A 26,840-nucleotide genomic window follows, 5' to 3' on the forward strand; every position below is an offset into this window, starting at 1 on the left:
GGTGCCGCCCCCTGCGGAAACCATGAACTTCACCGCCCACCCCCAAAACACCGACTACCTGACGCAGGTGATTCCGAATGTCTAATAACACACTCACCGGCTTCACCGTCTCACTGGACGGTTATGGTTATGCCGGAACCGTCCAGTCCCACACGCCCCCGGCCGTTGAGATGGTAGTGCAGGAGCACACCGCTGGTGGCCTTGCGGGTACCGATGAGATTCTTATGAACAAGGTGGCGAGCATGGAAGCCACCACGGTCATCAAAACCCATGACGAAAAGCTTTCGTCTGTGCTGGGCCGTGGGGATGTCTCCCAGAAGGTGCGGGGCAACCTGAAGGACGAAGACGGCAACGATATTGCGGTGATGTATGAATACCGTGGCCGTGTCACCCGTATTGAAGAAGCGGAGATGAGTGGCGGCGATGGTGAGCACACCATCACCTACCGTCAGCACATCACCAAATACACCAAGAGCATTAACGGTGTGCCGGTGTTCTCCGTGGATATCAAGGCGGTTTCCCTCAAGCCCGATGGCAAAACCGATACCTGGGAGCAGTACCGCAAGAACCTTGGTATCGGCTAACCCGCACCATCACTGCCAGCTCCGCCCGGGGCTGGCTTTTCTCTCTTTCTTCACATGGATGACCCGCCGTGAACGATTACACTGAAACAGTCGTGTTCACCCGCCCCTATCAGCTGAGCACCGGCAAGGTTCAGAGCGTAGAAATGCGCGAACCCACAAGCCGGGACCAGATCAACGCCCTCAAAGCCACCACCAAAGTCTCCCACGACAAAGAGCTGCGGGATTACGAAAAAGAGCGCTTTATCTGCGCCAACTGCACAGACCTGACACCGGATGATCTGGACACCCTCCACGACTGCGATTACGAGCGCATGGCCCTGACCCTGATGCTGCTGCGCACCGACCCTGACCAGCGCGAAAAAATGCGAAAGGGTTTCGCCCTGCCTCAGTCCGTTGAGGAACAAACCGCACTGGGAAAGCCACAGGCCGAGCTGCCACAGGATACAATCCCGGAATAGCCGCCAAAAACCTGCCCGACCCGGACTACCTGCGAGACATCATGCTCACCCTGTGCAGCTGGACCCACTGGAACGAATCTGAACTGCTGGATATGCCCATCTCACGCCTGTACTGGTGGTACGACGGCCTGCCCAAGAAAGAGGATAAAAAGTAATGGCAAAGCGCATGGCCATCAACATTGGCATAGGTGCCAGTGTGAACAGCTCTATGGGCAAATCCATGGAGCAGGTGAAAAAGGAAGCAGACGGCCTCGGCAAGGACTTCGACCACCTGAACCGCAAGCTCTCCCGGGCAAAAGAGGTGCAGAAGTACGAGCGCCAGCTGGCGGCACTGAACAAACGCATGGCCAGCGGCCGTGGCGACACCAAAAACATGGAAGCGGTACAGGCCAAGCTTGAGAAAAAGCTCAAGCAAAGCCAGCGCGCTGCCAAAAATGCCGGGGTGAATGTGAAACACCTTGGGGATGAGATTCGGGGTTATGCTCACCGTGCCGATGTTGCCCGCCGCAAGCAGGATGAGCTGAACACCTCTCTCCAGAAAGCCCAGCGTATTGAATCCCTGAAAAAAGCCACCGTAGGCCGTGCAGCAGAATATGGACGTGGCACCAGGGTTGGCCGTGGCGTAACCGCTATGGGTGGCAGTTCCCGTCTGGCTGCTGGGGCAGGGCTGGCAGCGGCAGGAGTAACGGCGGCAGGTGCTGCGGCGGCAGCAGGAGCCACGGCAGCGTTTGCAGCAACAGCACGGCTGGCTGACAAGCTTGATGTGATCGGAAAGCAGGCGTCGAAGCTGGGCATGACAACAGATGCTCTGCAGGAGATGCAGTTTGCGGCTGAACTGTCGGGAGTATCGGCGGAAACTATGAATATGGCATTGCAAAGGCAGAGCCGAAGAATCGCAGAAGCAGCTCAGGGTACAGGTGAGGCTGTAAATGCACTTGAGGAGCTTGGGCTTAGTGCGGAAGAGCTTAATAAACTTTCCCCTGACGAACAGATGATGAAGATCGCTGATGCCATGAGCCAGGTAAAGAATGCGAATGATAAAACCAGACTGTCTATGAAGTTGTGGGACAGTGAAGGGGTGGCGTTGATCAATGTTGTCAATGGTGGCTCTGAAGCCCTAAAGGAGATGCGCAAACAAACCAGCGTAATTCCAAAAGAGGTTATAGAAGCATCTGCCAACTTTAACGACGAGCTTGGCAAACTGAAAGGACAGGCATATAGCACGTTCGCTTCATTTATGAGTCCTGCACTCCCATGGTTTACCGATCAGATGACAAATATTCGTGAATGGATTGCGGCCAATAAAGACACCATCGACGCTTTTAGTAAAGGTCTGGGCCGGTTTTTCTCCGTAGTCTGGCGAGTAGGGGAGACGATTTTCAAAGTACTGGCACCAGCCTTCAAACTCATAGGCGCAGTTGTTTCACCTGTGCTCAGTATCGTGGGCACGCTGGTGGAGAAGCTGCTGGATGTGATTGACGCGATAGTGAGAATCCGTGATTCCGCGATAGGCAAGATTGCCGGGTTCTTTGGCTTTGGAGGTGGTGACGACCCCGAAACCGTCACAGTCAGCGAAGAGAATCTTCCCAAGCCGATGCAGCCGCAACCGGCAGAGCAGGCATTCAAGCCGATGCAGCCGCAATCCTACGGTCAGGTACCTATGGCGCAAACCGTCAACAATGCCAGCTCAGAAGGTGACACCAACAACAGTTTCACCATTGTTCAGCAGCCTGGCGAAGACGGGGAAGCACTGGCAGAGAAAGTCGCGGCCAAGATGGAAGAAATCGAAGAGCGCAAACGCAGACGACAGCGTGGCGGCATGTACGACCGCAGCGCCATGGCCATCTGAGGGATAACATGCAACCATCCGCAAAACTCGGTAACTACGTGTTTGGCTTGACCACCGCCAGCATCGACAGCCTCAGCCGCAGCTGGGCATGGCAGTGGGCTAATCAGAACCGGCTGGGCAACAGACCCGTGAAACAATTCGGCGGTATCGGTGATCAGACCATCAGCCTGCCCGGCATTATCATTCCGGGGGAGTATGGCGAGGCGGATTACATAGAGCGCATTGCTGCCGAAGCCGACAGCGGCCACCCACTGTTATTGGTGACCAATGTTAATGGCGTGGGCAAGGTGTTGGGGTACTGGAGCGTCACCCGCTGCCAACAAACCTCCTCACAGCTCGATGCCTTTATGCAGGCACGGCAGATAGATTTCACCATCGGCCTCAGTTATTACGGTGACCGCTATGGCGTCCGCTAAATACATCACCAAAGAAGGCGACTGTCTGGATCTTGTGTGTCTGCGGTATTACAACCGCTCAGACAGTGAGGTTGTGACGGCAGTCATCCGCCGCAATTACTGGCTCCGGGAACAGCCCACTTTGCTGCCAGCCGGGCTGGAGATTCTTCTGCCCAACGTACCCGCCCCGGAACCTGAAACTGTAACGCTCTGGTAAGCCCATGATTCCTGTTTTTGAAATCACCGCTAACAAAGAATCCGTAACAGACGCCATCAAAGACCGGTTTGAATCGCTGGATATTTCCGATGCCGAGGGCTACGAATCGGATCAGATGACGCTGGTACTCCATGACCAGCCGGACGAACACGGCCAGTACATTGAGCTGCCAGCAAAAGGCGTACTGCTGGAAGTAGCACTGGGCTATCGCATAGCCGACAAAGTGAGCGTATACCCTGCAGGCCGGTGGGTTGTTGATGAAGTGACGCCATCCGGTGGCCCCAGTGGCGATATCATCACAATCACAGCCAACGGGGCCGACACCGACAGCGCAATAAAAGACCGCAAAACCCGCAGCTTCAAAAACATCACCCTGCCCGGTGTGCTGGAAACCATCGCATCAGAGCACAAACTCACGCCCCGCATAGCCGATGCCTTCCAAAGCGTGGCTATTGATCAACTGGATCAGACCAACGAGAGTGACCTGAACCTGATCACCCGCCTGGCAAGGGATAACGATGCCGTAGGCAAGCTGGTGGGCGACACCCTGGTATTCACCCAGCGCAACACCGGTACTAATAGCGAAGGCAAAAAGCTCTCTGCCGTGGATATCCACCGAACCGACATCAAGCAATGGAGCCTGCAAGGCCCCAGCGCCGACAAGTTCAACACGGTGATTGCCCGCTGGTACGACGTGCGAAAGGGGATGCACTTTGAAGAGAGTGCTGGTGAAGGTGAGCCGGTTCTCAGGTTGCCGAAAGTGTACCCCAGTGCGAATACCGCAAACGAAGCGGCCAGAGCCAGATTCAAGAAATCGAAATCCACAGGGCAGGTGCTGAACCTCTCCGGACATGTACCAGTGGGTGGGCTGATGCTGGTGGAAACACCGCTGAACGTAACCGGCCTGCGAAAAGAGGCGAATGGAGCGTGGAGAGTTCAGACTCAGAGCCTGAGCCTCTCCGGGAGTGGGTTTACTTTTAGCCTGACTGCTGTTGAGATCGACCCGTCTCATCAAAGATGATATTCCCGTCTACTGACAGGAAAAGCACATCATCCATTGATGACACACACAGCACCTTGTGGGGAGTGTCCATGCCCTGGGCATTCTTGGCTGTGAGATTCAGCTGAACAGACACATTCCCGTCAACCACGTTACCTGTATTCACGGATGAGTATTTGATGGTGTCAGGGTATTTAGCGACACTGCGCACTTCCATACGACAGTTAACCCGTGCTGTGCGCACAATGTCTGCATCGGTTGGTGCTGCTTTTGGCGCTGGTTCAGATTCTGGCAGAAGCGAACCAATCCCGCTCAAAACAAAAAGCGCAGCTATGCCTACCATCCATTTTTGTGATTTCTTCATCATTTCCCCCTTTGTAGAAATCTTATTATTTGTAATGGCCTTGGATATGCAATAGCAGAAAGGATTAGCTTTTACTTTTCAGCTTTGCCACTTGGTTTCCAGCCGACGTAATCATCATTTCCGCATAGCCAGTCCAAAGAGACACCAAGCACCTGAGAAAGGAGCTTGGTGTCTTTTAAGCGTGGTAAGTCTGAGCCGTTACACCAGGCCGCCACAATATGGACTGGCCTGTTCACCTTCCTTGCCAACCCTTCCTCTGTAACGCCCCTCTCCCTCATCAGAAAACCCAGACGATCAGCAAAAACGCGCTTGAAATCCTGCTTCATAATCATGCCTGCCAGTTATCGTATATAGTGTGTGTAGAACTAATCCCTTTCGGGCATCCGAAATTTATATCGATGCCTCGCGCCCCCAGCTGCACCGCCTTGCAGGCATTTTCTGCCATCAGTGTGATGTGGTTGCCCAGCAGTTGGGCGTGAACAGGGGTTCCTCCCGCAGTCTGGCTGCCGTGGCGAAGCTCCGGACACAGGCGATAAAACACGCTCTTGGGGTATACCGTATCGGTAATGCGGATAAATTCCGTCACGCACAGATCGTAACCGCCGGTTGCGGTGATCATCTGGCGGGTCATGTAATCAGCAACGCCCTCCATGGGGGCCAGGATAATTTTCACGAATGTAAAGACTGTCAGGTAAAAACAGCGGGCAATGCTATGTCGGGCGTGAGAAAAATGCCAGCAAAGCTGTCATCAATGGCTATCATGACTCCTTTGGTCCCTATAGGGGGATAGCGCATCACGGTAAGATAACATCACAGCTTAGAGGAATACAGGGATGGTCGGGGGAACTTTATGAGTAATGTCAACATCCAGAGGGCGATTGATAATATTCGCGCAGGTTCTGGTGTCAACATATACACGCCAGTTGTTGAGATTATTGTGAATGCTATTCAGGCTATAGAAATTGCAAATGTCAAAGATGGTTTGGTCGAGATTGTCGTCAATCGAGAGAAACAAGGTGACCTTGATGGCAGTGCTGGTGAGGTCTGTGGCTTTACAGTAAGCGATAATGGTATTGGCTTTAACACCTCTAACCGTAACTCATTCGATACGCTGTACTCTGATCATAAGATATCTCAGGGTGGGAAAGGCTTTGGTCGCTTCACCTGCCTCAAATATTTCGATACCTATACCGTTGAGAGCATCTACGAAGAAGGTGGCCAGTATTTTTGTCGTTGTTTTCAAATGGGACGGCAAAAAGACATTATCATCAACGAGTCGAATACTGTTACTGATCGGCAGTTATCTGGCTCTACGGTAAGAATCTCTACGCTTCGATATACAAGGTTCATAGATAAGCAGCTCTTTACCATCGCTCGGGTTTTGGTTGAGCGCCTGCTGCCCTATTTCTTTGATAATGGTGAGGGTCTGCCAAAGGTAGTACTGAGGGAAGAGGATGAATCAGAGGTTATAACCCTTAATAGCTATTTGCAGGGGCAAGGTGGAGAGCTGATTCAGGAGGTCTTCAAGGCCACAGGCGACTTTCAACTGACAGCTGTTGACTGTGAGCACCAGTTTTTTGTGAAGGTGTTTAAGTTTTATTCTCCACGTGAAAAAACAAGCAAGGTGAGTCTTGTGGCTCACCGGCGTGAGGTGACCTCAACTTCACTTCATAAGTTTATCCCTGAGTTTGTCGATGAATTTTGTGAGGGTGAGAGGGATGAGATCAGCGAAGTAGGGAAGAATTTTATTATCAAGGTCTATGTTTCTGGCTGCTATATGGATGAACATGTTTCTCTCGAACGGGGAGGCTTTGAGTTTCAGAAAGACAGTGATCTTAATTTTGGTATTGCTCAGACAGATATTGAGAAGGCTGCTGCAGCCTATGCAGTAAAGGCTGTGAGTGAAGATGTTGAGGCGCGGAAGGAAAAAAAGGCTCGTCGTCTAAAAGATTATGTTGAAAGCCGGGCACCTTGGCATAAAGGCCTCCTAAAAAACATCAACGTGGCAGATCTAGCATACAATGCCACAGAGGAACAGCTTGAGAGTAAACTGCAAAGTGCAAAATTTCATCAGGAGGTAAAGGCCCGTAGGGCGGTAAAGAAGCTCCTTTCCAGTGAGGGCGTTGATGACTTGAAGAGCAAGGCGTCAGAGATTGTCCAAATGGTATCGGATACAAGCAAGAATGACCTTGTTCACTATATTGCTATGCGCCGAAGTGTTATTGATATCTTCGAAAAGAGCCTTCAAATGGGGAGTGACGGCCAGTATTCATCAGAAGGTGTGGTGCATGACATTATCTTTCCCAGAAAAGGTAATACCGATGAGACTCCCTTTGATGCTCACAATTTGTGGCTTATCGACGAACGTTTGAACTTTACAGAATATCTTGCTTCCGATATTCCCCTGCGGGGCAATTCCGACAGGCCTGATTTACTGGCTTTTGATCATAGCGTTGTCTTTCGTGGTGAGAATGAACCAAGTAACCCGGTAACGGTCTTTGAATTTAAGCGTCCGCAGCGGGATGATTTTATAAATCCCTCCTCAAATGAAGACCCTGTGCAGCAGGTTATTCGATACGTTCGAAAAATTCGGGATGGGGTGTTTAAAACGCCCAGAGGGCGGGAGATCCAGATTGGTAGCAACACCCCGTTTTATGGCTATGTGGTATGTGACCTGAATAAGAAGGTGAAAGTATGGCTGGAAGAGGAGAAAAACTTTAAGCCAATGCCAGATCAGCAGGGATATTTCCACTGGCACGACAACCTCAACCTCTACACAGAGGTGATTAGCTGGGATAAAGTGCTCAAAGATGCCACCATGCGCAATAAAATATTCTTCCACCAGCTGAATATATAGTTTCTTGCTTTGTAGCGGGCTACGCTACGGACGTTGTTCCTTGACGAGCAAAAACATCCACTCGCCATCATTATGCGAAAGCAATGATCCGGGTACTTACCCCTTAAAAAAATCCAAGAATACGGTCCATTCAAAAACCTTTGCTGGCAGCGGTGAGCACTGGTTTTATGTAAAGAAATGTACACGTCATCTGACTTTTTTCTGAGAAATCGTGCCTAAAGTACTGTTTTTGGCTGGTGGTTTGTACCTAGAGGATTGCGCGTTATAGCTGATTGGGTAAAATAGCCACCGGACTTATAACCCAATAATTCCAAAAAATAAGCTGTCGATTAGGGTCTGGCCCTGGTTTGTCAGACAGTAAAAAAACATAACAGGGTGTGCCATGTCCCAAGCAGAACTCATAAATGAAGGCCTGTCGCTGATGGTGTTCGGTATGGGCTTCGTATTTATCTTTCTGACCCTGCTGGTTTTTGCAACCGGCCTGATGTCAAAAGTCGTACAGACCATCGCGCCCGAGGACGCCGCTCCAGCTCCTCGCAAAGCTGCTGCATCCATCACTGGAGCCGCCGATCCTGCTGCCGACCCCGTACTGCTCGCAGTCATCAATGATGCTATTAGCCAGCATCGCGCACGTCGAAAGTCTTGAGTCTTATTTCTGGGGGAAATGAAAAATGACCGTGAATAAAGCGCCGCTGGGAATTACAGATGTCGTGTTGCGAGATGCGCACCAGTCACTGTTTGCCACCCGCCTCCGCCTGGACGATATGCTTCCTATTGCTGAGAAACTGGATGAAATTGGTTACTGGTCTCTGGAAAGCTGGGGTGGAGCCACCTTCGACAGCTGCATCCGCTTTCTGGGGGAAGATCCATGGGAGCGTCTGCGTGAACTGAAAAAAGCCATGCCCAAGACCAGGCAGCAGATGTTGCTTCGTGGCCAGAACCTGCTGGGTTACCGCCATTATGCGGACGATGTCGTTGATCGTTTTGTGGAACGTGCCGTTGCCAATGGTATGGATGTATTCCGCGTATTCGACGCCATGAACGACCCACGTAATCTGCAACAGGCTATGAAGGCTGTAAAAAAGCAGGGGGCTCATGCACAGGGTACGCTGTCGTTTACAACCAGCCCCGTGCATACCATGGATAACTGGATTGAGCTGGCTAAGCAGATTGAAGAACTCGAAGCCGATTCTCTCTGCATTAAGGATATGGCCGGTATCCTCACACCTTACGATGCCTATGAACTGGTGTCCCGCCTGAAGCAGGAAACCAGTCTGGAAGTTCACCTCCACTGTCACGCTACGGCAGGTCTGTCGTCCATGACCCTGCTGAAGGCTGTGGAAGCGGGTGTGGATCGTGTGGACACGGCGATCTCCTCTATGTCTATGACTTACGGGCACTCTCCCACAGAATCCATTGTGGCTGCTCTGCAGGGCACTGAGCGTGATACTGGCCTGAACATCGAAAAGATTGAAGAAGTGGCCGCCTACTTCCGTGAAGTGCGGAAGAAGTACGCCAAATTCGAAGGTGCCCTGCGGGGGGTAGACTCCCGTATTCTGGTGGCACAGGTGCCCGGCGGCATGCTCACCAATATGGAGAGTCAGCTGAAAGAGCAGGGTGCGGCCGACAAGTTTGATGAAGTGCTGAAGGAAATCCCCCGGGTACGGGAAGACCTCGGCTTTATCCCTCTGGTTACGCCAACGTCTCAGATTGTTGGTACCCAGTCTGTGCTGAACGTACTGACTGGCGAGCGCTACAAGAGTATCTCTAAAGAAACCCAGGGTATCCTCAAGGGTGAGTACGGCGCGGCTCCTTCTGCCATGAACGCTGAGCTGCAGGCGCGAGTTCTGGATGGCGCAGAAGCCATTACCTGTCGTCCAGCAGATCTGCTGGAACCGGAAATGGACAAGCTGGAAGCAGAAGTCACTGCCGAAGCTAAAGCCAAGGGCATCACACTGGCTGAGAACGCCATTGATGATGTACTGACAGTCGCCCTGTTCCCACAGATCGGTTACAGGTTCCTCGAAAATCGTGGCGACCCCGATGCCTTTGAACCTGTACCAACCGGTCAGGAGCTGGTGGCTATGGACAGCGGCGAACCTGAGGCTTACACCGTAAACGTCAATGGTGCTGAATACGTTGTTGAAGTGAGCGACGGTGGCGATGTATCTGGCATTAAGGCGGTTTCTGCCGGAGCCCTTGCACCAACAGTGGCAACAACCGTTCCTGTTGGTGGCGGTGAGCCTCTGCCAGCACCACTGGCCGGTAATATCTGGAAAGTGAATGTGCAGGCGGGTCAGCAGGTTCAGGAAGGTGACGTAGTGATCATTCTTGAAGCCATGAAGATGGAAACTGAAGTGCGTGCTTCCAAAGCCGGTACTGTTGCCAGTGTCAGCGTGAAGGAAGGCGATTCTGTTGTAGTCGGCGATGAGCTGATCGCTTTGGCGTAAGGAGGCTGTTATGGATAAGGTAATAGCCCTCTGGGAAGGGTCCGGCCTGTACAACCTGGAACTGAATGCGTTAATTATGATCGCAATCGGCTTCTTGCTGCTGTATCTGGCCATTCACAAAAACTTCGAACCACTTCTGCTGGTGCCTATTGGTTTTGGTGGCATTCTTGCCAACATTCCTGCGGCAGGTTTGGCTTACAGCGCCGTTGAGCAGATGGCCCATGTCGGCACAGTGGAACAGCTGAATCAGCTGGCGGCTGTGCTGGGTGTGCAGGTTGAGAATTACAAACAGGTTCTCGATGCCTATTACACGGCACCTGCCGCTGTTCAGGGAGCTGCTCAGGAGTTGGCGGCAGATCTGAACTACGCCAACGGCATGATGTATAACTTCTACTCCATTGCCATTGGCAGTACGGTGGCACCGCTGTTGATTTTTATGGGTGTAGGAGCGATGACGGACTTTGGTCCACTGCTGGCGAACCCTCGCACACTGTTCCTCGGTGCAGCGGCGCAGTTCGGTATCTTTGCTACGGTACTGGGTGCGGTAGGTTTGACCTCTCTGGGCATTATGGATTTCTCCGTTGCTCAGGCTGCAGCTATCGGTATTATCGGTGGTGCTGATGGTCCAACAGCCATCTATGTGTCCAGTGTGCTGGCTCCTGAACTGCTGGGTGCGATTGCGGTCTCGGCCTACTCCTACATGGCGCTGGTTCCTATGATTCAACCACCCATTATGAAGGCGCTGACCACTGAGAAAGAGCGTGCTATCGAGATGGTTCAGCTGCGCCATGTGTCCAAGCTGGAAAAGATCATGTTCCCCTTGGTGCTGCTGGTGCTGGTAGCTCTTCTGCTGCCGGATGCTGCGCCGCTGCTGGGTATGTTCTGCTTCGGTAACCTGATGCGTGAGTGTGGTGTGGTGGATCGTTTGTCGGATACGGCTCAGAACGCTTTGATCAACACCGTCACTATATTCCTTGGCCTGTCTGTTGGTTCCAAACTGGTGGCAGATAAGTTCCTGAGTGCTGAGACACTGGGTATTCTGTCTCTGGGAATCGTGGCTTTTGGTATCGGCACGGCGGCAGGTGTTCTGATGGCGAAGATGATGAACCTGTTCAGCAAGCAGAAGATCAACCCGCTGATTGGTTCAGCCGGTGTATCGGCAGTGCCTATGGCTGCGCGGGTATCCAATAAGGTGGGTCTGGAATCAAACCCCCATAACTTCCTGCTGATGCATGCCATGGGGCCAAATGTGGCCGGTGTTATCGGTTCGGCAGTTGCAGCAGGTGTGATGATTAAGTATGTATCTGCGCTGTAGCTTTAAAGGGTGCTAAACACCAAAAAGCCCTGCTTGGTTGTCTGAGCGGGGCTTTTTGTTGAGATATTATTCTCCGGAAGAGTTGTCGATGTTATCCATCGAGAAGGTTCTCCGTTTTTTATACGTCACCTTCGGTGCATTGGCGGCCTGACGGGGCTTTGGCTCAGCTGGCATAGCCATCATGTCTATGCGGTTGTCCATGGCTCGGCCCATAGGGCTGTGGTTCGCAGAAAATTTCTGACGCGGTTCACGACGTTCGTTACGCTTATCAGAGCGAAAATCAGCACGCTGTTCAGAGCGTTGCTCATAATCGTTGCCGGAACGTTGTTCGCGCTGATTGCGCATAGCATTGAATTGAGGAGGCAGCTCACGGCTTTTTTGTGGCTGTTCATCTCGATTCTTGCGGGAATTGTTAATAGGTTGACCAAACTGGTTACGGCGCTCGGGCTTTTTCTGCTTGGTTTCCGTTTCTTCCTGCATATTCAGGCGCATACGATAGGGGTGTCCATAACCACGCTTTCGACGCTGCTTATTATCGGTAGGCTCAGGGGGTTTCAAACCAGTGAATTCCTCATATACGGTCGCGTAGAGGTACTTGCTCATTTCGTCCTCCGGAGGATGACGTCCTGTAACATTCGAATGTTTATGGTGAAGTGTTTATGGCGCCGAATACTAGACAATGCCTTGCAGGGCAAACATAGGTAACACTACTTAAAGCTCAGAAGGCGAAGGGCGGTCGTGATTCCCACAGTGACATAACTGTCAGCTCCCGTGCAGAGAATGCGTAATTATTAGCCAAATGCCGTCTTCTACCATTTTTTTTCTCTATCAAACAACGGTATTGCATAGCACTTTACTTGCAGCGAATTCCTGTATTTGTGAACACAATGAAGGCTTGTTATGGACAGCAAGCGGGAGTAGCATTGCGGCCACTTACCATTTGTTGAGCTTTTCATCTTTCTGTTGAAATTGCCGAAAGGCTCGATCAGCACCCATCTTGTTTGGAGTAGTCATGCTGGGGCGTATTCATTCCACCGATTCTTTTGGCACGGTTGACGGGCCAGGTATCCGCTTTATTGTTTTCACACAAGGCTGCGTAATGCGATGCCGTTACTGCCACAACCGTGATACCTGGAGCATGAAAGAGGGTGAAATGGTCACGGTGGATGATCTGATGAAAAAGATCATGCCTGTACGTCACTTTCTCACCGGTGGTGTGACTGTATCCGGCGGTCAGCCAACTCTGCAGCCTGAATTTGTCACCGAGCTGTTCAAGGAACTGCGTAAGGAAGGCATTCATACCTGTCTGGATACCAACGGTTATGTGAAAAGCATCAGCCCCGCTATTGCAGATCTGATTGATGAAACTGATCTCGTGCTGCTGGATATCAAGCACATGGACAACGACCTTCACCAGAAGCTGACCTATACCAAGAATGAGCGTGTGTTACGTTTTGCTCAGTATCTGGAAAAGGTCAACAAGCCTACGTGGATTCGTTATGTGGTTGTTGATGGTTATACGACCAAGGAAGAGTACGCGGTTCAGCTGGCAGACTTTGTGAAAGACATGAAAAATGTCGAGAAGGTCGAGCTACTGCCTTATCACTCCCTGGGCAAGCATAAGTGGGATGTGATGAAAGACGAATACGAGCTGGTGGATGTGAAGCCACCGTCTGATGACGTTATGAAAGCGCTGCAGAATATTTTCCTGGAACGTGGAGTGAACGCGACCTATTAACGTCAGCATTTCTCGAGACAAAAGAAAAGGCCGCAACTCCCATTGCGGCCTTTTCTGTATCCGTGGGAGAGATTAACCGTTAAAAACGCGGTTTTCCTGCTCCTGCACACGAATAAAGGTGGTGCGCTTAGTCAGCTCTTTCAGTTGAGCTGCGCCTACGTAAGTGCAGGTCGAGCGAACGCCGCCCAGGATATCCTGAATAGTGTTGATCACCGGGCCGCGATAGGGAACCTTAACGGTCTTGCCTTCGGAAGCACGGTATTCGGCAACACCGCCGGCGTGCTTATCCATAGCTGTGGAAGAGCTCATACCGTAGAACAGCTTGAAGGTTTCATCACCCTCTTTAACGATCTCACCGCCGGACTCATCGTGACCAGCCAGCATGCCGCCCAGCATCATGAAGTCAGCGCCGCCGCCAAAGCCTTTGGCAACATCGCCAGCGCAGGTGCAGCCACCGTCACCTATGATCTGACCGCTGAGGCCGTGAGCAGCGTCAGCACATTCAATGATGGCAGACAGTTGTGGGTAGCCCACACCGGTTTTCACGCGGGTGGTGCATACAGAACCAGGGCCGATGCCTACTTTCACTACGTCGGCGCCACCGAGCAGCAGTTCTTCAACCATTTCACCCGTCACGACGTTACCGGCAATGATGACTTTGTCGGGGAAGCTTTCGCGCACTTTGGATACAAAGCTTACGAAGTGTTCAGAGTAGCCGTTTGCCACATCAATACAGATGAAGTACAGCTTGGGATGGCGCTCGAGAAGGGCAGTCAGCTTGGCAAAGTCGTTATCGGACGTGCCGGAACTCACCATAATACGGTTGTAGATGTCTTCGTCGGCATCTTTCAGGAAGCCATCCCACTCTTCGAGGGTATAGTGCTTGTGAAGAGCGGTCAGCATGCCGTGTTCGGCCAGAGCTTTGGCGATTTCAAAAGTACCCACTGTGTCCATGTTGGCAGCGATAACAGGAACACCTGTCCACTCGCGGCCGGAGTGCATGAAACGGAAGGTACGCTGAAGGTCTACCTGAGAACGGCTGCGCAGGGTGGAGCGCTTTGGACGGAACAGGACGTCTTTGAAGCCGAGTTTGATATCACTTTCTATGCGCATGATGATGCTTAAGCCTGTTTGGCCTGAATAAATAAAAAGAAAGTGTACAAGCGGCTGTGGCTACAGCCAGCAAGCCATTTGAGTAATGGCAGGCGAGGGCGCTTATACCGAGTAAGTATCCGGTAATTCTGTGTAAGTGTAAATATGTGGTTAATACGGGCAGGGATACCGGCATCTGAAGGGGACTCAGGTGCCGGATAAGCGGGTACTTAGTTCAACTCAGTTCACTAAGGAGTGAATCTTGGTTTTAATCAGGTCGATGGCAATCTGATTCTTTCCGCCGCGAGGGATGATCAGGTCGGCGTGCTGACGAGATGGTTCGATAAACTGCATGAACATGGGGCGTACAGTGTCCATGTACTGATTAATTACGGATTCCATATCGCGGCCGCGGCTGATGATGTCTCGCTGCAGACGACGGGTGAAACAGATATCCAGCGGAGTATCCATGTAGAAGCGCAGATCAAAAGCTTCTCGGATAGCTGGGTTTACGAACAGCAGAATACCTTCAAAAATCACAACCTTGGCAGGCTCAATACGACGGGTGTCGCGAGTACGATTGTGCTCTGCGTAATCGTATTTTGGAACTTCGATGGATTCACCGTTCTTGAGCATTTTCAAATGCTTGAGCAGCAGATCGTGATCCATGGACTCTGGGTGATCGTAGTTGGTTTTTACCCGCTCACTCATCGCCATATGGCTCTGATCTTTATAGTAGGAATCTTCAGAAATTACGCACAGATGCTCTCGTGGAAACTCTTTTACCAGAGTTTCAGCCAGCAGGCTTTTTCCGGATGCGGATGCGCCGGCAATACCAACCAGAATTGTTTTCTGAGACATAGGATCATCTGTCCTGACATTATTGAAATTGTAAGAAATTATAGATACAGGCTGCTGGGAAGTGGATAGGGCATTATACATAAGAACCACAGAGCTTTGAGGCTTCATGAGTAGACGGTTTACAAGCCTTAAGGTATAACACAGCTTTTTTACGGTATGCACAATGAGCAGCCAGACCAACCCTTCTCGATTATTGCTGCGTAACAGCAGTGAGCTGGACGTAAAACGTCTTCTCCTTGTGATGCCTCCGGCCGACAGTGTGGTTGCAGATTTGGGGAGTGAGCTACCTTCTACTGATATTTCAGTATTCACAACAGTGTGCGAAAGTGCGCAAACCGCTGGCAGAAGCCTTCCCGGCAACAAAGTAGTCTACACCCACGATGTAGCGCAGTTGCAAGGTGCATTTGAGGCAATTGTCGTGTTCCTGCAAAAAAGTAAGCCGCTTATGGATGCCATGCTTGGGCAGCTGTGCCCGAAGTTGGCAGAAGGTGGCATGTTGTGGCTGGTGGGTGAGAATGGCACAGGTATAAAGTCCTGGAAGAAGCGTCTGGGTCAGTGGGGTGACATTGATATTGCTTTCAATGGTTGTCATTCTGGCCTGTTGGCTCTGTTGCCGGACGACACTGTCCGCTCTCCTGCTCCAGCCCTGAAAGAAACCGCTTTCTCCGTTGGCGTTGCAGGCACAGAGATTACTGTACGTACTTTGCCTGGGGTATTTAGCCACGGTCGTTTAGATGTGGGAAGCAGACTTCTGTTGGAAACCCTGGCAAAGGAAAATATTCGCGGTCAGATACTGGACTTTGGCTGTGGTGCCGGTGTTATTGGCAGCTGGCTGGCAATGCGCCATAACCGCTGTCGTTCAACGCTGCTGGATACCGATGCCATGGCTTTGGAATCCGCCCGCCGCACCCTTGAGGCAAACAATATTGAAGGAGGCAAGGTCATTGCCAGCCACGGTTTATCTGAACTGAAGGGCCGCTACGACTGGATTATCTCTAATCCTCCGTTTCATGAAGGTGTGAAGACCCGCTACGATGTCACCGAGCAATTTCTGAAAGATTGCAAAAATCACCTGTGCAAGGGAGGTCAACTGCGCATTGTGGCGAACAGCTTCCTGAAATATCGTCCTCTTATAGAGGACGCTTTTGGCCATTGTGAAGAACTGGCGAAAGGTCAGGGGTTTACTGTCTATGGTGCGACGCTTTCAGGCAGTTTTCAGCCGGTTTATCGCAATCGTTCAATTTGACACAGGTGCATGATTTATTAGGGCACTTCTTCCTGTACGTCAGTTTTTTGCCTGAAAAAAGCTGACGCTTTTTCTTTAAAAAGTGCTCCTCTCCTGGGTTTTGATTCGGCTTTTGTCGTATTTTTCCCGAAATTTGCCCGCTCTTTAGAAGCTATCTATGGTCTGAGTAGTCCGGGCTGCTTAGTCAGCTCTCACTCAATAGGGATAAACCAGGGAGAGGTATCCGATGAGTAAACTGGGAGAGTATATAGGTGATCGTTTACCTAACCTGAAAAATGCGTGGGGAACACTGGAAGCCAAAACTCAACATAACGGGCTTCTGGGAAAGCTCAGGTTCTTGTGGCGGGGTTTGAAAGTAACCGTTGTGAACGCTTTAAGAACCTTTAGAACTAACGCAGAGGATACCCCCGTCCATGTTATGAAGCTGGACAAGCGGGATATTCAGCTCCATAAGGAAATCTGGAGTGGTGGTAAGCTCTCAGCCGAGCAATTGGAAACAATGGCCGGTCAAGGTGACGCCAAAATGCGGGCGAAAGACTTTGGGATGATTCTCGAGTTTATGGAGGATCCGGACAATATTGCAGCCCTGAAGGCTGGATATCAAAAAGCTGTTGAACTTGGTCAGGTTGAGGATGAGCGCCGTGCCGAACTGGCAGAGCAGAACCGCAAGGCTGGGATGCAGGATGGTCTGGATGTACTCAAAGCTGATCAGCAGTTTGCTGAGGACGAAAAACATGCGACATGGCGTCAGGATTGGCAAACCAAACTCACTGTTTTTGGCAGTAAGCGAACCGGAGCTTCTGTGAATGGTGCGGCCTATCACTTTGCAAAGGCATTAAATAACCTCTCCACCGAAGAAGATGGCAAGCAGAAAGACATCTCTTTAGAAATGCGTGATCAGGCTATGCGTGACGCACTAGAAGCGAATTTGCGGGAGCTGGACTTCTATCAGCTGTCTCTCGATAAGGAGCTTGAGATGCGTTATAAGAGCGCGAAGGATGGTAAGCCGATTTCTCCACAGCGCTTAAGTACCTTGAAGCGTTATGCCGCCCACGATGCGATTGAATACACCAAAAAGTGTCTTGAAAGTAAAGATGCCCGTGAGCACTTGATGCTTGTGTACAGAAAAGAGTTCCACGGTACAGACAGTATTCGCCCTGTGTTGAGTAGTGCCAGTACGCCGGATGCCTTTACAGCGAGGGTGGAACAGCTTGAGCAGATGTTAAGTTCACAGCAAAAACCTTCTTCAGCGGAAGATGAATCGCAGTCATAAATAAGTGCTGTTGATAGAAAAACGGCGACTATAAAGTCGCCGTTTTTCTGTGTTACAACTTTAAGTAAAACGGCTTGAGTCGTTCAGTAAATGCTTCGGTGTAGCCATCCTTTCCATGAATGCAGATCTCGTGTTCCGTAAGCAGTGCTGGTTGGTGGCGAAAGGTCATAATCTGCCGCGATACTTCTTTGCGCAGTGTCGGGCGCACCGAGATATTCTTAGTCAGAAAAAGCCCTGCCTGTTTGTTCGCTATGATAAAGCGCTCCAGCTCTGAGGTTGGCAAAAGCACATGAAACTCTCCTTCTTCTGTGAGCAGCGTTTTGGCGCAGCGGGCCAGCTCTTCAAAAGCCAGGGCGTCATTGTGCCTTGCCTGATGTCTGAGTGCACAGGCTGAGGCCATGTGACCGGTGAAGAAAGGTGGGTTACAGAGAATACCATCATAACGCTTCAACGCCGTGGTGGTGAAATTCTGAATGGATTGAGTGATGACGGAGATACGATCTTTCCACGGGCTCTCGCTGACATTTTTTGTGGCTTGTTCTGCAGCGCTGGGATCAAGCTCCACAGCATCAATGGTGGCTTGGGAGCGTTGTGCTGCCATCAGTGCCAGTAAGCCTGTTCCTGTCCCAATATCGAGAATCTGGGTACTGTATGCGATATCCACTATGGCACCAAACAGGCAGGCATCGGTGGATACCTTCATGGCGCAATCTTTCTGATAAACGGAAAATTGCTTGAAGTGAAAGTGTTGGTTTCGGGCCATAGGTGTTAAATAATCCGATAGAAAAAAGGCGGAACCTGATGGTGCCGCCCATGAGTCTGTGCAATCGACAGTGTTAAGAGATATTACTCCTCTTCTTCTGCCCACTTCAGAGAACGCTTAACAGCACGCTTCCAGCCAGCGTAAACCCTCTCGCGGTGTTCTTCTTCCATCTCTGATTTGAATACACGATCAACGCCTACATTTCTGCGCAGATCATCGGTGTTTTCCCAGAAGCCGACAGCCAGACCTGCCAGATAAGCAGCACCCGCCGCTGTGGTTTCAATCACAGTTGGACGTACAACGTTGGAACCCAGAACGTCTGCCTGGAACTGCATCAGGAAATTATTGGCAACGGCTCCGCCATCTACGCTGAGCTGGTTCAGGTCAAGGCCGGAGTCTTTCTGCATGGCATCAAGAACGTCACGGGACTGATAAGCCAGTGCTTCCAGAGTGGCGCGTACGATATGGTTGCGGTTGGCGCCACGGGTCAGGCCAACAATGGTGCCGCGGGCATAGGCATCCCAGTAAGGTGCGCCCATGCCTACGAAGGCTGGTACGACATAGACACCATTTGTGTCCTTTACCTTGCCGGCAAAGTATTCAGAGTCAGCTGCGTCACGAATCAGGCCCAGTTCATCACGGAGCCACTGGATGCTGGCACCCGCTACGAACACAGAGCCTTCCAGAGCGTAGTTAACTTTGCCGTCCAGACCATAAGCGATGGTGGTCAACAGGCCGTTGTCAGAGCGAACAGGCTCTTCACCGGTGTTCATCAACAGGAAGCAGCCAGTACCGTAGGTGTTCTTGGCCATACCTTTTTCCAGAGCCAGCTGACCGAACAAGGCAGCCTGTTGGTCACCTGCAATACCTGCGATAGGAACCGTGGTGTTGTTGCCCATGGCAGCCTGGCCATAAATTTCGGAGCTGGATTTCACTTCAGGCAGCATGGTGCGAGGGATGTTCAGAGCGCTCAGCATCTTCTCATCCCACTCAAGGGTTTTGATGTTGAAGAGCATGGTGCGGGACGCGTTGGTCACGTCGGTCACGTGGGACTCGCCGCCAGTGAGCTTCCAGGTCAGCCAGGTGTCGATGGTGCCAAACAGCAGTTCGCCATTCTCAGCCTTTTCCCGGGCGCCTTTCACATTGTCCAGAATCCAGGCAATCTTGGTGCCGGAGAAGTAGGCATCCAGAACCAGACCGGTGTTCTCATGGACATATTCTTCCAAACCATCGCGCTTCAGCTGTTCGCAGATGCTTGCGGTACGACGGCATTGCCAGACAATGGCATTGTAAACAGGCTGGCCGGTGTTTTTGTCCCAGACTACGGTGGTTTCACGCTGGTTGGTAATACCAATTGCTGCGATTTCATTATGTTTGATGTCGGTCTTGGCGATAACTTCTGTCATTACGCCACGCTGGGTAGCCCAGATTTCCATGGGGTCATGTTCCACCCAGCCAGCCTGTGGGTAATGCTGAGTGAATTCCTGTTGGGCGGTGTTCACAATTTTACCATTGTGATTAAACAGGATGGCGCGGCTGCTGGTGGTTCCCTGATCCAGAGAAAGAATATATTTCTTAGAAGTACTCATGGCATCGTCCTTAATTGCTCTGTTCCCAGAGCTGTATTTTCTTGGGTATTCGTTGTTTATAAAAACTTATTGATCTCTCAGGAGGCTTTCAACAGTTGTGGTTGGTCGGATTTCACATCCAGCCGTTGAACATTCCTTTTGAAGATCCAGCTGCTTTTCAATAACGCGGGTGTAGAAGAGAGCTCCAAGGCTGGCACCAATAATGGGGCCAAGAATAGGAACCCAGAAATAAGGGTTGCTGCGTCCACCAGTGAGGGCAACGGAGCCCCACTCAGAGAAGAAAGCAAACAGCTTGGGACCAAAATCACGGGCTGGGTTCATGGCGAAACCGGTGAGTGGACCGAAAGAACAGCCGATGACAGCAATCAGAACACCGATCAGTGTGGCTGTCAGTGCGCCATTCGGGGCACCGTTTTTGTCGTCACCTAAAGCGAGAATGGTGCACATGAGAACGGCAGTGATAAACACTTCCACCATAAAGGCATGGGCGTTACTCAGCGCAGCCATGGGGTAGGTGGAGAAAATACCTGCCGTTGCAAGGGATTCAACGGAACCGGGGGTAATGTTGTGAGCAATATTGTAGTGTGTGAAAACAGGCAGGTACATGATGTAAACCAACGCTGCGCCAATAAAGGCACCAGCTACCTGAGAGGCTATGTAAGGAATGACTTTTTTGCGTTCAAAACCTTTGAATAGCATGAGGGCAATTGTTACGGCCGGGTTGAGATGGGCGCCAGAAACACCACCTGTGACGTATATAGCCAGTGCCACCCCCATACCCCAGACAATGCTGATTTCCCACTGACCAAAGCTTGCACCAGTTAAAACAAGGGCGGCAACGACGCCGGCACCAAAAGTAATCAGCATTGCAGTTCCGATCATTTCTGCGATGCATTCGCCAGGCAATGTTTCTCTCTTAAACATAAGTCCTACCTGAGGGCGGTGGAATAAGAAGGTTATTGTTTCAGATAGGAAATGTTTGAATTCTGACCGAAATCAAAAAAAAGACGTTCAGTTTTGTTATTTGTTGGGGGTATTTCGTTTGTTGGTGTTTTTTTCTCAGCACTCGTTTAGTTTCTAAACAAACGATTGCTTCATATCAAAACAAAACTTCTATGCAAATTGTAATCTTTTTGTCAGCATCGAACATTGGTAAACATTATTATTATGAGACGGCTGGAAACAGACGTAGTCATCATTGGTGGCGGCGCAACCGGGGCAGGTGTATTCCGTGACTGTTGTCTGCGGGGAATGCGCACAATTCTGGTGGAGCGCGGTGATATCGCCAGCGGTACAACAGGTCGAAATCATGGTCTTCTTCACTCGGGCGCGCGCTATGCGGTAACTGATAGCCACTCGGCGGCAGAGTGTATCCGTGAGAATCGAACCCTGAAGCATATTGCCGGGCACTGCATTGAAAGGACCGATGGCCTTTTCATATCCCTGCCGGAAGATGGCCTCGAGTATCAAAAAGACTTTCTGGACGGTTGTAAACGAGCGGGCATTGAGACAGAAGTGCTTACCCCGGAACAGGCGTTGATTCTGGAGCCGTCCATTAACCCCAGTCTGATTGGTGCGGTACGCATTCCTGATGGCACTATCGACCCATTCCGTATTACCTCATCTAACATTCTCGATGGTCGTGAACAGGGCGGCACGCTGCTTAGTGACACTAAAGTCACTGGCCTGATTATTCATATGGGCCATGTGCGTGGTGTGAACTGCATTGACCAGCGCACCGGTGAACACTTCGAGATTCGCAGCCGTCAGGTGATCAATGCGACAGGTGCCTGGTGTCATGAAGTGATGGAATACGCAGACCTGTCTGTGGATATGTATCACTCCCGTGGCGCGCTCCTGATTCTGGGGCACCGCATGAATAATATGGTGATCAATCGCTGCCGTCGTCCGGGGGATTCTGACATTCTGGTTCCCGGTGATACCGTCTCTGTTATCGGTACAACATCTACCCATGTGAGCCGCGATGAGCTGGAAACTATGGAAGTCACCGACGACGAAGTGCGTGTGCTTCTGAAAGAAGGCTCTAAACTGGCGCCATCTATGGCCAGTACCCGTATTCTCCGCGCCTATGCCGGTGTCCGTCCTCTGGTGTCCCTGTCTAGTGGCGGTTCTGACCGTACGATCAGTCGCGGCCTGGTTGCCCTTGATCATGCTGAAACCGACGCACTGCCTGGCCTTATCACCATAACAGGTGGCAAGCTGATGACTTACCGTCTTATGGCAGAAGTGGCCACGGATATGGCAGCGAAACATCTCGATATTTCCACGCCTTGTACAACAGCCAGCCGACCTCTGCCTGGTGCTCTGTTGTCTGATGACGACAAGCGCACGGGCAAGAAAGCCCAGGTGGGCGGTTACAGTCTCGCGGACTCTTCCCTGCCCAAGTCTGTTGCAGGCTCCGCGGTTTACCGTCATGGCGAGCGTGCCAAAGATTTCGTAAAGGAAGACAGTAAGTGGAATAACGCTGTCGTGTGTGAGTGTGAAGTGGTGACCCGTGGCGAGATTCTGTACGCCGTGGATAAGCTGAACGCACGCAGCCTGTCTGACCTTCGTCGTCGAACCCGTGTAGGTATGGGCCCTTGTCAGGGGGAAATGTGTGCCTGTCGTACGGCCGGTCTGCTGGCAGAAACCCGCAACAACCAGATTGAAGCTCTGGACACTCTGCGCGACTTTATTGATGAGCGCTGGAAAGGCGTTCGCCCTGTGCTCTGGGGAGATGGCCTGCGGGAAGCCGAGTTCAGTTACTGGGTGCAGGAAGGTTTGCTTGGGCTTGGCGGCTCTGAAGGGAATAAACCTGACGAGACGACGAAAGAGAAAACAAGTTTGGAAAAGAGTGAAGTAGAGGCCAACCCATGAAACATGATTGCCTTGTGATTGGTGGAGGCCTTGCTGGTTTAACCGCTGGTATCCGTTGTGCAGAAGCCGGCCTGAAAGTGGCCGTGATTTCCGCCGGTGAATGTGCCCTGACGTTTGCCTCCGGCAGCCTTGATGTATTAGGGCGTGTGCCCGGCCAGGGTGCTGTTCGCCGTCCATTTGAAGCGATAGATACTTTGGCAGCGGAACGTCCTGAACACCCATACAGCCGTTTGGGAGGTGAAGCTGTGGCTCAGGCTATGGGCTGGTTCCATGGCCAGATGGCCGAGGCCGGTCTGGCTCTTGGCCGTGCAGAGGAGCAAGGTGAAAACCAGTGGCGCATGACCGCCGCCGGTGCCCTGCGTCCAACCTACTACAGCCAGCCTGCGGTGCAACCTCTGGGCTGGGAGATGTTCCAATCTCCAGACATGGCACCGAAGAAAATTGTTTTTGTGAATATCACCGGTTTTCTGGACTTTATGCCAGAGCTGGCGGCTCGCAACCTTAAACAACATCCGTCGTTAAAAGAAGCGACGGTTGAGCACATGAACATTACCCTGCCTCTCGAGCATGGTCATGGCGCGACAGCAGATACCATGCGTGCACCTCAGCTGGCCTATGCAATGGGAAATAAAGATATGGATATTCTTTCCCGTGTCATGGCGGAGCGTATCCAGCAGGCTGATCTGGTTGTTTTGCCTGCCTGCTTTGATCCTGATCTTGGCAGTGAGGAGCAGGGCAGTACTCGTCTGCAGCAGCTGCGTATGCGCACTGGCCTGAATATTATTGATGTGGCTGCACTGCCGCCTTCTGTACATGGTCTGCGTATGCACCAGGCGTTACGTAACCGTTTTCGTGCACTGGGTGGCTTTCTGGTTCCCGGCACTCAAGCTGGGCATGGCATGGTGAAGGGTAATCGTGTGATAAGTGTCAGCACGGGTGAAGATTTACTTTTTGCCGATCATTTCATTCTTGCCAGCGGCAGTTTTTTTAGCCGTGGTCTGGATTCCAAAAAGCATGAACCCAGCCAGCCTTGTGAAGTGAAAGAGCCGGTGTTTGGACTCGATCTTTATGGCCTGCCAGAAAATAATCTGGATTTCAGCAGTCGCCGATTCCTTGCCGCTGAAGGGCAGAGCTTCACTCGTTGTGGTGTTGCATTGAATGAACAGGGCAATCCATCTATGAATGGACTGGCGCTAAAAAACCTGCATGTGGCCGGAGCCGTGCTGGGTGGTTACGACCCGGTGCAGGAATGCTCTGGTGGTGGCGTGGCCATCAGTACAGGTTGGGAAGCGGCTCAACAGGTGATCAATCAGGTGAAGAAGGAAAGTGCTCAGTGAACCTGTTTAATATCAACAGCGGTGGCTTTACCAGTGATCGCTCCTTCGACCAGTGCCTGAAGTGTACAGCTTGTACCTCTCAATGCCCGGTGGCTTTGGCTCGCCCGGACTTTCCTGGCCCGAAACAGTGTGGACCGGATGGTGAGCGCCTGCGCCTGAAAAGCCCGGATTTTCTTGATGACGCGCTGAAGTACTGCACCGGCTGTAAGCGTTGTGAAGTGGCCTGCCCTTCCGATGTACGTATTGCCGACATTATTGCGCTGGCAAAAGACAAGTATGGCAATAACAGCTTCAAGGTTCGTGACTTTGTACTCAGTCATACAGACATGATGGGAACGCTGACGCGAGGCACTGCGCCTCTGGTGAATAAGCTGACCAGCATTAAGCCTGTGAAAATGCTGATGGATAAGGGGCTGGGCATTGACCAGCGCCGCACCTTCCCAGCTTATGCGCGAAAGAGCTTCCGCTCCCAGTACAAGTCAGTGGCCGCCAGGCAAGAGAACTTTGTACGCAAGGTGTCGTACTTCCATGGCTGTTCAGTGAACAACAATGAACCTGAATTAGGCATGGATCTGATCAAGGTGTTGAATGCCATGAATATCGGCGTGCGGCTGATGAAGAAAGAGAAGTGCTGTGGCGTACCGCTGGTGGCAAACGGCTTTCACAAAAAAGCCCGTGCCAACGGTGAACTCAATATGGCTTCTTTTGAAGAAAGTTTAAATGGAGGCAGTGAGCGCGTTGTTGCAACATCTTCCAGCTGCGCATGGATGCTGAAAGATGAGTACCCTCATATTCTTGGTGTGAGCAACGAGAATGTGCAGTCCAGGATCAGTTTTATCACCCGTTTTCTGGCAAACGAGTTCAAGTCCGGCAACATTCCTGCCATGAAACCAGTGAACCTGAAGGTGGCTTATCACAGCCCTTGCCACCTGATTCGCGCTGGTGGTGTGATTCACACCCTGAAAACTCTCTGGGAAATCCCCGGACTGGAGCTGACACAGCTGGATTCTAACTGCTGTGGCATTGCGGGAACGTATGGTTTCAAGAAAGAGAACTACGAAACATCCCAGAGTGTTGGTGACAAACTGTTCAAGCAAATTGAAGCCAGCGGTTGTGACTATGTTGTGACCGATTGTGAGACGTGCAAGTGGCAGGTTGAGATGAGTACCTCCAAGAAGGTGTTGCATCCTGTTACTTTGCTGGCTATGAGTTTGGCCTGATAGTTTTTGCTATTCGTTACTGATGAGGGAAGCTGGCTTTTGCCGGCTTTCTTTTTATCAATACACAGAGTGTTTTCTGATAAATATGCAGGGAATAAGGGAGTGGATTAGCGACGGATGTACGGGAAGGTAATTGAAGGCATGTGAAAAGTGGCGTCCCCACCAGGACTCGAACCTGGAGCAGCCGCTTAGGAGGCGGCAGTTTTATCCGGTTAAACTATGGGGACAACGCATTGAGCGTAGCTGTACCAAGGGTTACAGACGAGTAGACTATATGTACGTTCGCTTTATTTTGCAACAGTTTACAGACTAAAGTGTACCTTCAATTGTACCTCAGAAATCAGTCTCACCTTCCTGCATCTAAACCAAGCCTAATGCTTTCCTTGTCTGATAGCCTGCGGTATGCAGAAGCTCACGTATGTCTTGCTGGCTGGCCTTGGTTATCTTCCCAAAAGCATTAATAACAACTATCTCCATCTTATGAACGTCAAGCCTCTTGCCTCTTCCCTTGCTGAAATGGCCAGAAGCAGCTAATCGTCGTTCAGGTGTCCATACCTTCCGTCTGCGTTCATTACCTTTATTCTGTAACTCAGCTGAAAGTTCAAGAATATCAGCAGAGTAACGCCTTACTTCATGCTCAATAGCAGGGAGTAGTGGGCGGAGTAACGTAGTTCTTTCTACAGCTGACCACATGCGATGCTTTAAGCCTGGGCATGTCCCATACCTACCAATGACCACACGGCCTACATAGGATTCAAAGGCTTGTTGTTTCCATTGAATGATGCGGGGGTATTCGTTAAGACAGATGTGAGTACCTATGATGGTGCCTGCCATTTCTTCAGCAGTGGGCTTTACGTTAGTTCTTGAGGCTCGTTCTTCACGCATATAAAGGTAGGCCATCCATTGCCATTGCAGTTCAACTCTCTTAGCGGGAGTGTCTTTACATGACTTGGGGAAATGACCCATGTCTCTGCAGAACTGATAGTTGTTCTGAAGCTTCTTGTCTAATCGCTCAACCAATGGGTTTTGACTCCCCATCTTCTTGTACATCTTTCGTGCAGCTTTCAGGATATAGAAGGTATGAGGAATTGCGTTTAATGGAAGTGGCTTGCTATATGTCCCGTTTCTTTTCTTGCTATTTAGGCAACTCCAGCAATATAGCGATAAAGTAGATTCCACAGGTGAGCCACAGTGATTGCATGGTTGACCAAGATACTTAGCGTGAATCTCTGGATTGGTTAGGCGGTCTTGAGCCTTCTCAGCAGCTGTCATCTCACGTTGAGGCTTCTTTATGTCTTCCCCTGCTTGCCACGCTTTGGCTTCTTCGGCTAAGTTGCCCTTTCTGGTTGTTTGCA

Annotated in this window: 26 protein-coding genes and 1 tRNA gene; 16 read left to right on the forward strand and 11 right to left on the reverse strand. The window is 51.1% G+C overall.

The window, feature by feature from the left end; genetic code table 11:
- Window positions 1–77: 77 nt before the first annotated feature.
- The 6 genes from E1189_RS10550 (at window position 78) to E1189_RS10575 (ending at window position 4,524) form a co-directional block, all read left to right on the forward strand.
- Entirely contained in the window at window positions 78–584 is a 507-nt protein-coding gene (locus tag E1189_RS10550; protein WP_155160120.1) for a phage major tail tube protein, read from the forward strand.
- Window positions 585–652: 68 nt separating this feature from the next.
- Window positions 653–1,042 (forward strand): phage tail assembly protein, encoded by a 390-nt coding sequence (locus E1189_RS10555; protein ID WP_155160122.1) that lies wholly within the window; start codon window positions 653–655, stop codon window positions 1,040–1,042.
- Window positions 1,043–1,196: 154 nt separating this feature from the next.
- The gene (locus tag E1189_RS10560; RefSeq protein ID WP_155160125.1) at window positions 1,197–2,891 is read left to right on the forward strand and encodes a hypothetical protein; all 1,695 of its coding nucleotides are present in this window, start codon (window positions 1,197–1,199) and stop codon (window positions 2,889–2,891) included.
- A gap of 8 nt (window positions 2,892–2,899) precedes the next feature.
- A complete protein-coding gene (locus E1189_RS10565) occupies window positions 2,900–3,307 on the forward strand; it encodes a phage tail protein (RefSeq protein ID WP_155160127.1) in 408 nt (135 codons plus the stop codon).
- Window positions 3,294–3,503 carry a tail protein X gene (locus tag E1189_RS10570; protein ID WP_155160128.1) on the forward strand — a complete coding sequence of 70 codons (210 nt, stop codon included), beginning with the start codon at window positions 3,294–3,296 and terminating at the stop codon, window positions 3,501–3,503. The genes E1189_RS10565 and E1189_RS10570 overlap by 14 nt, the downstream gene beginning before the upstream one ends.
- 4 nt (window positions 3,504–3,507) lie before the next feature.
- Window positions 3,508–4,524 (forward strand): contractile injection system protein, VgrG/Pvc8 family, encoded by a 1,017-nt coding sequence (locus E1189_RS10575; RefSeq protein WP_155160131.1) that lies wholly within the window; start codon window positions 3,508–3,510, stop codon window positions 4,522–4,524.
- Here the strand turns inward: E1189_RS10575 and E1189_RS10580 are convergent.
- The 3 genes from E1189_RS10580 to E1189_RS10590 all read right to left on the reverse strand — a co-directional run bounded on the left by E1189_RS10580 (window position 4,481) and on the right by E1189_RS10590 (window position 5,540).
- Window positions 4,481–4,867, reverse strand: a complete 387-nt coding sequence (locus E1189_RS10580) for a hypothetical protein (protein WP_155160133.1) — start codon at window positions 4,865–4,867, stop codon at window positions 4,481–4,483. The two genes, E1189_RS10575 and E1189_RS10580, sit on opposite strands and share 44 nt — an antisense overlap.
- A gap of 71 nt (window positions 4,868–4,938) precedes the next feature.
- Entirely contained in the window at window positions 4,939–5,193 is a 255-nt protein-coding gene (locus tag E1189_RS10585; RefSeq protein ID WP_196221367.1) for a helix-turn-helix domain-containing protein, read from the reverse strand.
- A 2-nt stretch (window positions 5,194–5,195) separates the two neighbouring features.
- A complete protein-coding gene (locus E1189_RS10590; RefSeq protein ID WP_329601976.1) occupies window positions 5,196–5,540 on the reverse strand; it encodes a tRNA-dihydrouridine synthase in 345 nt (114 codons plus the stop codon).
- Between the two features lie 177 nt (window positions 5,541–5,717).
- Between E1189_RS10590 and E1189_RS10595 the strand changes: the two genes are divergently transcribed.
- From E1189_RS10595 to E1189_RS10610, 4 genes are all read left to right on the forward strand, one after another.
- The gene (locus E1189_RS10595; protein WP_155160138.1) at window positions 5,718–7,724 is read left to right on the forward strand and encodes an ATP-binding protein; all 2,007 of its coding nucleotides are present in this window, start codon (window positions 5,718–5,720) and stop codon (window positions 7,722–7,724) included.
- Window positions 7,725–8,106: 382 nt separating this feature from the next.
- Window positions 8,107–8,370 carry an OadG family protein gene (locus tag E1189_RS10600; RefSeq protein ID WP_155160140.1) on the forward strand — a complete coding sequence of 88 codons (264 nt, stop codon included), beginning with the start codon at window positions 8,107–8,109 and terminating at the stop codon, window positions 8,368–8,370.
- Window positions 8,371–8,395: 25 nt separating this feature from the next.
- Window positions 8,396–10,174, forward strand: coding sequence for a sodium-extruding oxaloacetate decarboxylase subunit alpha (gene oadA, locus E1189_RS10605; protein WP_155160142.1), 1,779 nt, complete (start codon window positions 8,396–8,398; stop codon window positions 10,172–10,174).
- A 10-nt stretch (window positions 10,175–10,184) separates the two neighbouring features.
- A complete protein-coding gene (locus E1189_RS10610; RefSeq protein ID WP_155160144.1) occupies window positions 10,185–11,489 on the forward strand; it encodes a sodium ion-translocating decarboxylase subunit beta in 1,305 nt (434 codons plus the stop codon).
- A gap of 66 nt (window positions 11,490–11,555) precedes the next feature.
- Here E1189_RS10610 and E1189_RS10615 read toward each other — a convergent pair whose 3' ends face one another.
- Entirely contained in the window at window positions 11,556–12,092 is a 537-nt protein-coding gene (locus E1189_RS10615) for a hypothetical protein (RefSeq protein ID WP_155160146.1), read from the reverse strand.
- Window positions 12,093–12,501: 409 nt separating this feature from the next.
- Between E1189_RS10615 and pflA the strand changes: the two genes are divergently transcribed.
- On the forward strand, window positions 12,502–13,227 hold the full coding sequence (pflA, locus tag E1189_RS10620) for a pyruvate formate-lyase-activating protein (RefSeq protein ID WP_155160148.1): 726 nt from the start codon (window positions 12,502–12,504) through the stop codon (window positions 13,225–13,227).
- A gap of 72 nt (window positions 13,228–13,299) precedes the next feature.
- On the opposite strand, the gene E1189_RS10625 is transcribed toward pflA, so the two are convergent.
- Window positions 13,300–14,340, reverse strand: coding sequence for a GMP reductase (locus E1189_RS10625; protein WP_155160151.1), 1,041 nt, complete (start codon window positions 14,338–14,340; stop codon window positions 13,300–13,302).
- Window positions 14,341–14,559: 219 nt separating this feature from the next.
- Window positions 14,560–15,180: a uridine kinase gene (udk, locus tag E1189_RS10630; RefSeq protein WP_155160152.1), complete on the reverse strand. Its 621-nt coding sequence runs from the start codon at window positions 15,178–15,180 to the stop codon at window positions 14,560–14,562.
- A gap of 163 nt (window positions 15,181–15,343) precedes the next feature.
- Here udk and E1189_RS10635 point away from each other — a divergent pair, with 163 nt between their 5' ends.
- Both E1189_RS10635 and E1189_RS10640 read left to right on the forward strand, forming a co-directional pair.
- A complete protein-coding gene (locus tag E1189_RS10635) occupies window positions 15,344–16,426 on the forward strand; it encodes a methyltransferase (protein ID WP_155160154.1) in 1,083 nt (360 codons plus the stop codon).
- A gap of 226 nt (window positions 16,427–16,652) precedes the next feature.
- Window positions 16,653–17,699, forward strand: a complete 1,047-nt coding sequence (locus E1189_RS10640; RefSeq protein WP_155160156.1) for a hypothetical protein — start codon at window positions 16,653–16,655, stop codon at window positions 17,697–17,699.
- A 52-nt stretch (window positions 17,700–17,751) separates the two neighbouring features.
- Here the strand turns inward: E1189_RS10640 and E1189_RS10645 are convergent, their stop codons facing one another.
- From E1189_RS10645 to E1189_RS10655, 3 genes are all read right to left on the reverse strand, one after another.
- Window positions 17,752–18,462: a tRNA1(Val) (adenine(37)-N6)-methyltransferase gene (locus E1189_RS10645; protein WP_155160158.1), complete on the reverse strand. Its 711-nt coding sequence runs from the start codon at window positions 18,460–18,462 to the stop codon at window positions 17,752–17,754.
- 83 nt (window positions 18,463–18,545) lie between these two features.
- Window positions 18,546–20,051 (reverse strand): glycerol kinase GlpK, encoded by a 1,506-nt coding sequence (gene glpK, locus E1189_RS10650; protein ID WP_155160160.1) that lies wholly within the window; start codon window positions 20,049–20,051, stop codon window positions 18,546–18,548.
- A gap of 66 nt (window positions 20,052–20,117) precedes the next feature.
- Window positions 20,118–20,975 carry an MIP/aquaporin family protein gene (locus E1189_RS10655; protein ID WP_155160163.1) on the reverse strand — a complete coding sequence of 286 codons (858 nt, stop codon included), beginning with the start codon at window positions 20,973–20,975 and terminating at the stop codon, window positions 20,118–20,120.
- Between the two features lie 243 nt (window positions 20,976–21,218).
- Between E1189_RS10655 and glpA the strand changes: the two genes are divergently transcribed.
- The 3 genes from glpA to glpC are packed head-to-tail and all read left to right on the forward strand — an operon-like array spanning window position 21,219 to window position 25,485.
- On the forward strand, window positions 21,219–22,928 hold the full coding sequence (glpA, locus tag E1189_RS10660; RefSeq protein ID WP_155160165.1) for an anaerobic glycerol-3-phosphate dehydrogenase subunit A: 1,710 nt from the start codon (window positions 21,219–21,221) through the stop codon (window positions 22,926–22,928).
- Window positions 22,925–24,265 carry a glycerol-3-phosphate dehydrogenase subunit GlpB gene (gene glpB, locus E1189_RS10665; protein WP_155160167.1) on the forward strand — a complete coding sequence of 447 codons (1,341 nt, stop codon included), beginning with the start codon at window positions 22,925–22,927 and terminating at the stop codon, window positions 24,263–24,265. Before glpA ends, glpB begins: the two co-directional genes overlap by 4 nt.
- Window positions 24,262–25,485: an anaerobic glycerol-3-phosphate dehydrogenase subunit GlpC gene (gene glpC, locus E1189_RS10670; RefSeq protein WP_329601978.1), complete on the forward strand. Its 1,224-nt coding sequence runs from the start codon at window positions 24,262–24,264 to the stop codon at window positions 25,483–25,485. The genes glpB and glpC overlap by 4 nt, the downstream gene beginning before the upstream one ends.
- 151 nt (window positions 25,486–25,636) lie before the next feature.
- On the opposite strand, the gene E1189_RS10675 is transcribed toward glpC, so the two are convergent.
- A tRNA-Arg gene (locus E1189_RS10675) sits at window positions 25,637–25,712 on the reverse strand.
- A 133-nt stretch (window positions 25,713–25,845) separates the two neighbouring features.
- Window positions 25,846–26,840: hypothetical protein (locus tag E1189_RS23880; RefSeq protein ID WP_196221368.1), on the reverse strand; the 995-nt coding region annotated here is incomplete at its 5' end.

It is taken from the genome of Parendozoicomonas verongulae (assembly GCF_009711465.1).
GTDB classification, from domain to species: Bacteria; Pseudomonadota; Gammaproteobacteria; order Pseudomonadales; family Endozoicomonadaceae; genus Sansalvadorimonas; species Sansalvadorimonas verongulae.

Coding starts and splice junctions, on each gene's coding strand:
- glpA (WP_155160165.1), top strand. CDS start 21,219: ATGAGACGGCTGGAAACAGACGTAGTCATCATTGGTGGCGGCGCAACC.
- E1189_RS10580 (WP_155160133.1), bottom strand. CDS start 4,867: ATGAAGAAATCACAAAAATGGATGGTAGGCATAGCTGCGCTTTTTGTT.
- E1189_RS10575 (WP_155160131.1), top strand. CDS start 3,508: ATGATTCCTGTTTTTGAAATCACCGCTAACAAAGAATCCGTAACAGAC.
- E1189_RS10570 (WP_155160128.1), top strand. CDS start 3,294: ATGGCGTCCGCTAAATACATCACCAAAGAAGGCGACTGTCTGGATCTT.
- E1189_RS10625 (WP_155160151.1), bottom strand. CDS start 14,340: ATGCGCATAGAAAGTGATATCAAACTCGGCTTCAAAGACGTCCTGTTC.
- glpB (WP_155160167.1), top strand. CDS start 22,925: ATGAAACATGATTGCCTTGTGATTGGTGGAGGCCTTGCTGGTTTAACC.
- E1189_RS10565 (WP_155160127.1), top strand. CDS start 2,900: ATGCAACCATCCGCAAAACTCGGTAACTACGTGTTTGGCTTGACCACC.
- E1189_RS10615 (WP_155160146.1), bottom strand. CDS start 12,092: ATGAGCAAGTACCTCTACGCGACCGTATATGAGGAATTCACTGGTTTG.
- E1189_RS10600 (WP_155160140.1), top strand. CDS start 8,107: ATGTCCCAAGCAGAACTCATAAATGAAGGCCTGTCGCTGATGGTGTTC.
- E1189_RS10560 (WP_155160125.1), top strand. CDS start 1,197: ATGGCAAAGCGCATGGCCATCAACATTGGCATAGGTGCCAGTGTGAAC.
- E1189_RS10645 (WP_155160158.1), bottom strand. CDS start 18,462: ATGGCCCGAAACCAACACTTTCACTTCAAGCAATTTTCCGTTTATCAG.
- E1189_RS10585 (WP_196221367.1), bottom strand. CDS start 5,193: ATGAAGCAGGATTTCAAGCGCGTTTTTGCTGATCGTCTGGGTTTTCTG.
- oadA (WP_155160142.1), top strand. CDS start 8,396: ATGACCGTGAATAAAGCGCCGCTGGGAATTACAGATGTCGTGTTGCGA.
- pflA (WP_155160148.1), top strand. CDS start 12,502: ATGCTGGGGCGTATTCATTCCACCGATTCTTTTGGCACGGTTGACGGG.
- E1189_RS10595 (WP_155160138.1), top strand. CDS start 5,718: ATGAGTAATGTCAACATCCAGAGGGCGATTGATAATATTCGCGCAGGT.
- E1189_RS10640 (WP_155160156.1), top strand. CDS start 16,653: ATGAGTAAACTGGGAGAGTATATAGGTGATCGTTTACCTAACCTGAAA.
- E1189_RS10550 (WP_155160120.1), top strand. CDS start 78: ATGTCTAATAACACACTCACCGGCTTCACCGTCTCACTGGACGGTTAT.
- E1189_RS10635 (WP_155160154.1), top strand. CDS start 15,344: ATGAGCAGCCAGACCAACCCTTCTCGATTATTGCTGCGTAACAGCAGT.
- E1189_RS10655 (WP_155160163.1), bottom strand. CDS start 20,975: ATGTTTAAGAGAGAAACATTGCCTGGCGAATGCATCGCAGAAATGATC.
- E1189_RS10610 (WP_155160144.1), top strand. CDS start 10,185: ATGGATAAGGTAATAGCCCTCTGGGAAGGGTCCGGCCTGTACAACCTG.
- glpK (WP_155160160.1), bottom strand. CDS start 20,051: ATGAGTACTTCTAAGAAATATATTCTTTCTCTGGATCAGGGAACCACC.
- udk (WP_155160152.1), bottom strand. CDS start 15,180: ATGTCTCAGAAAACAATTCTGGTTGGTATTGCCGGCGCATCCGCATCC.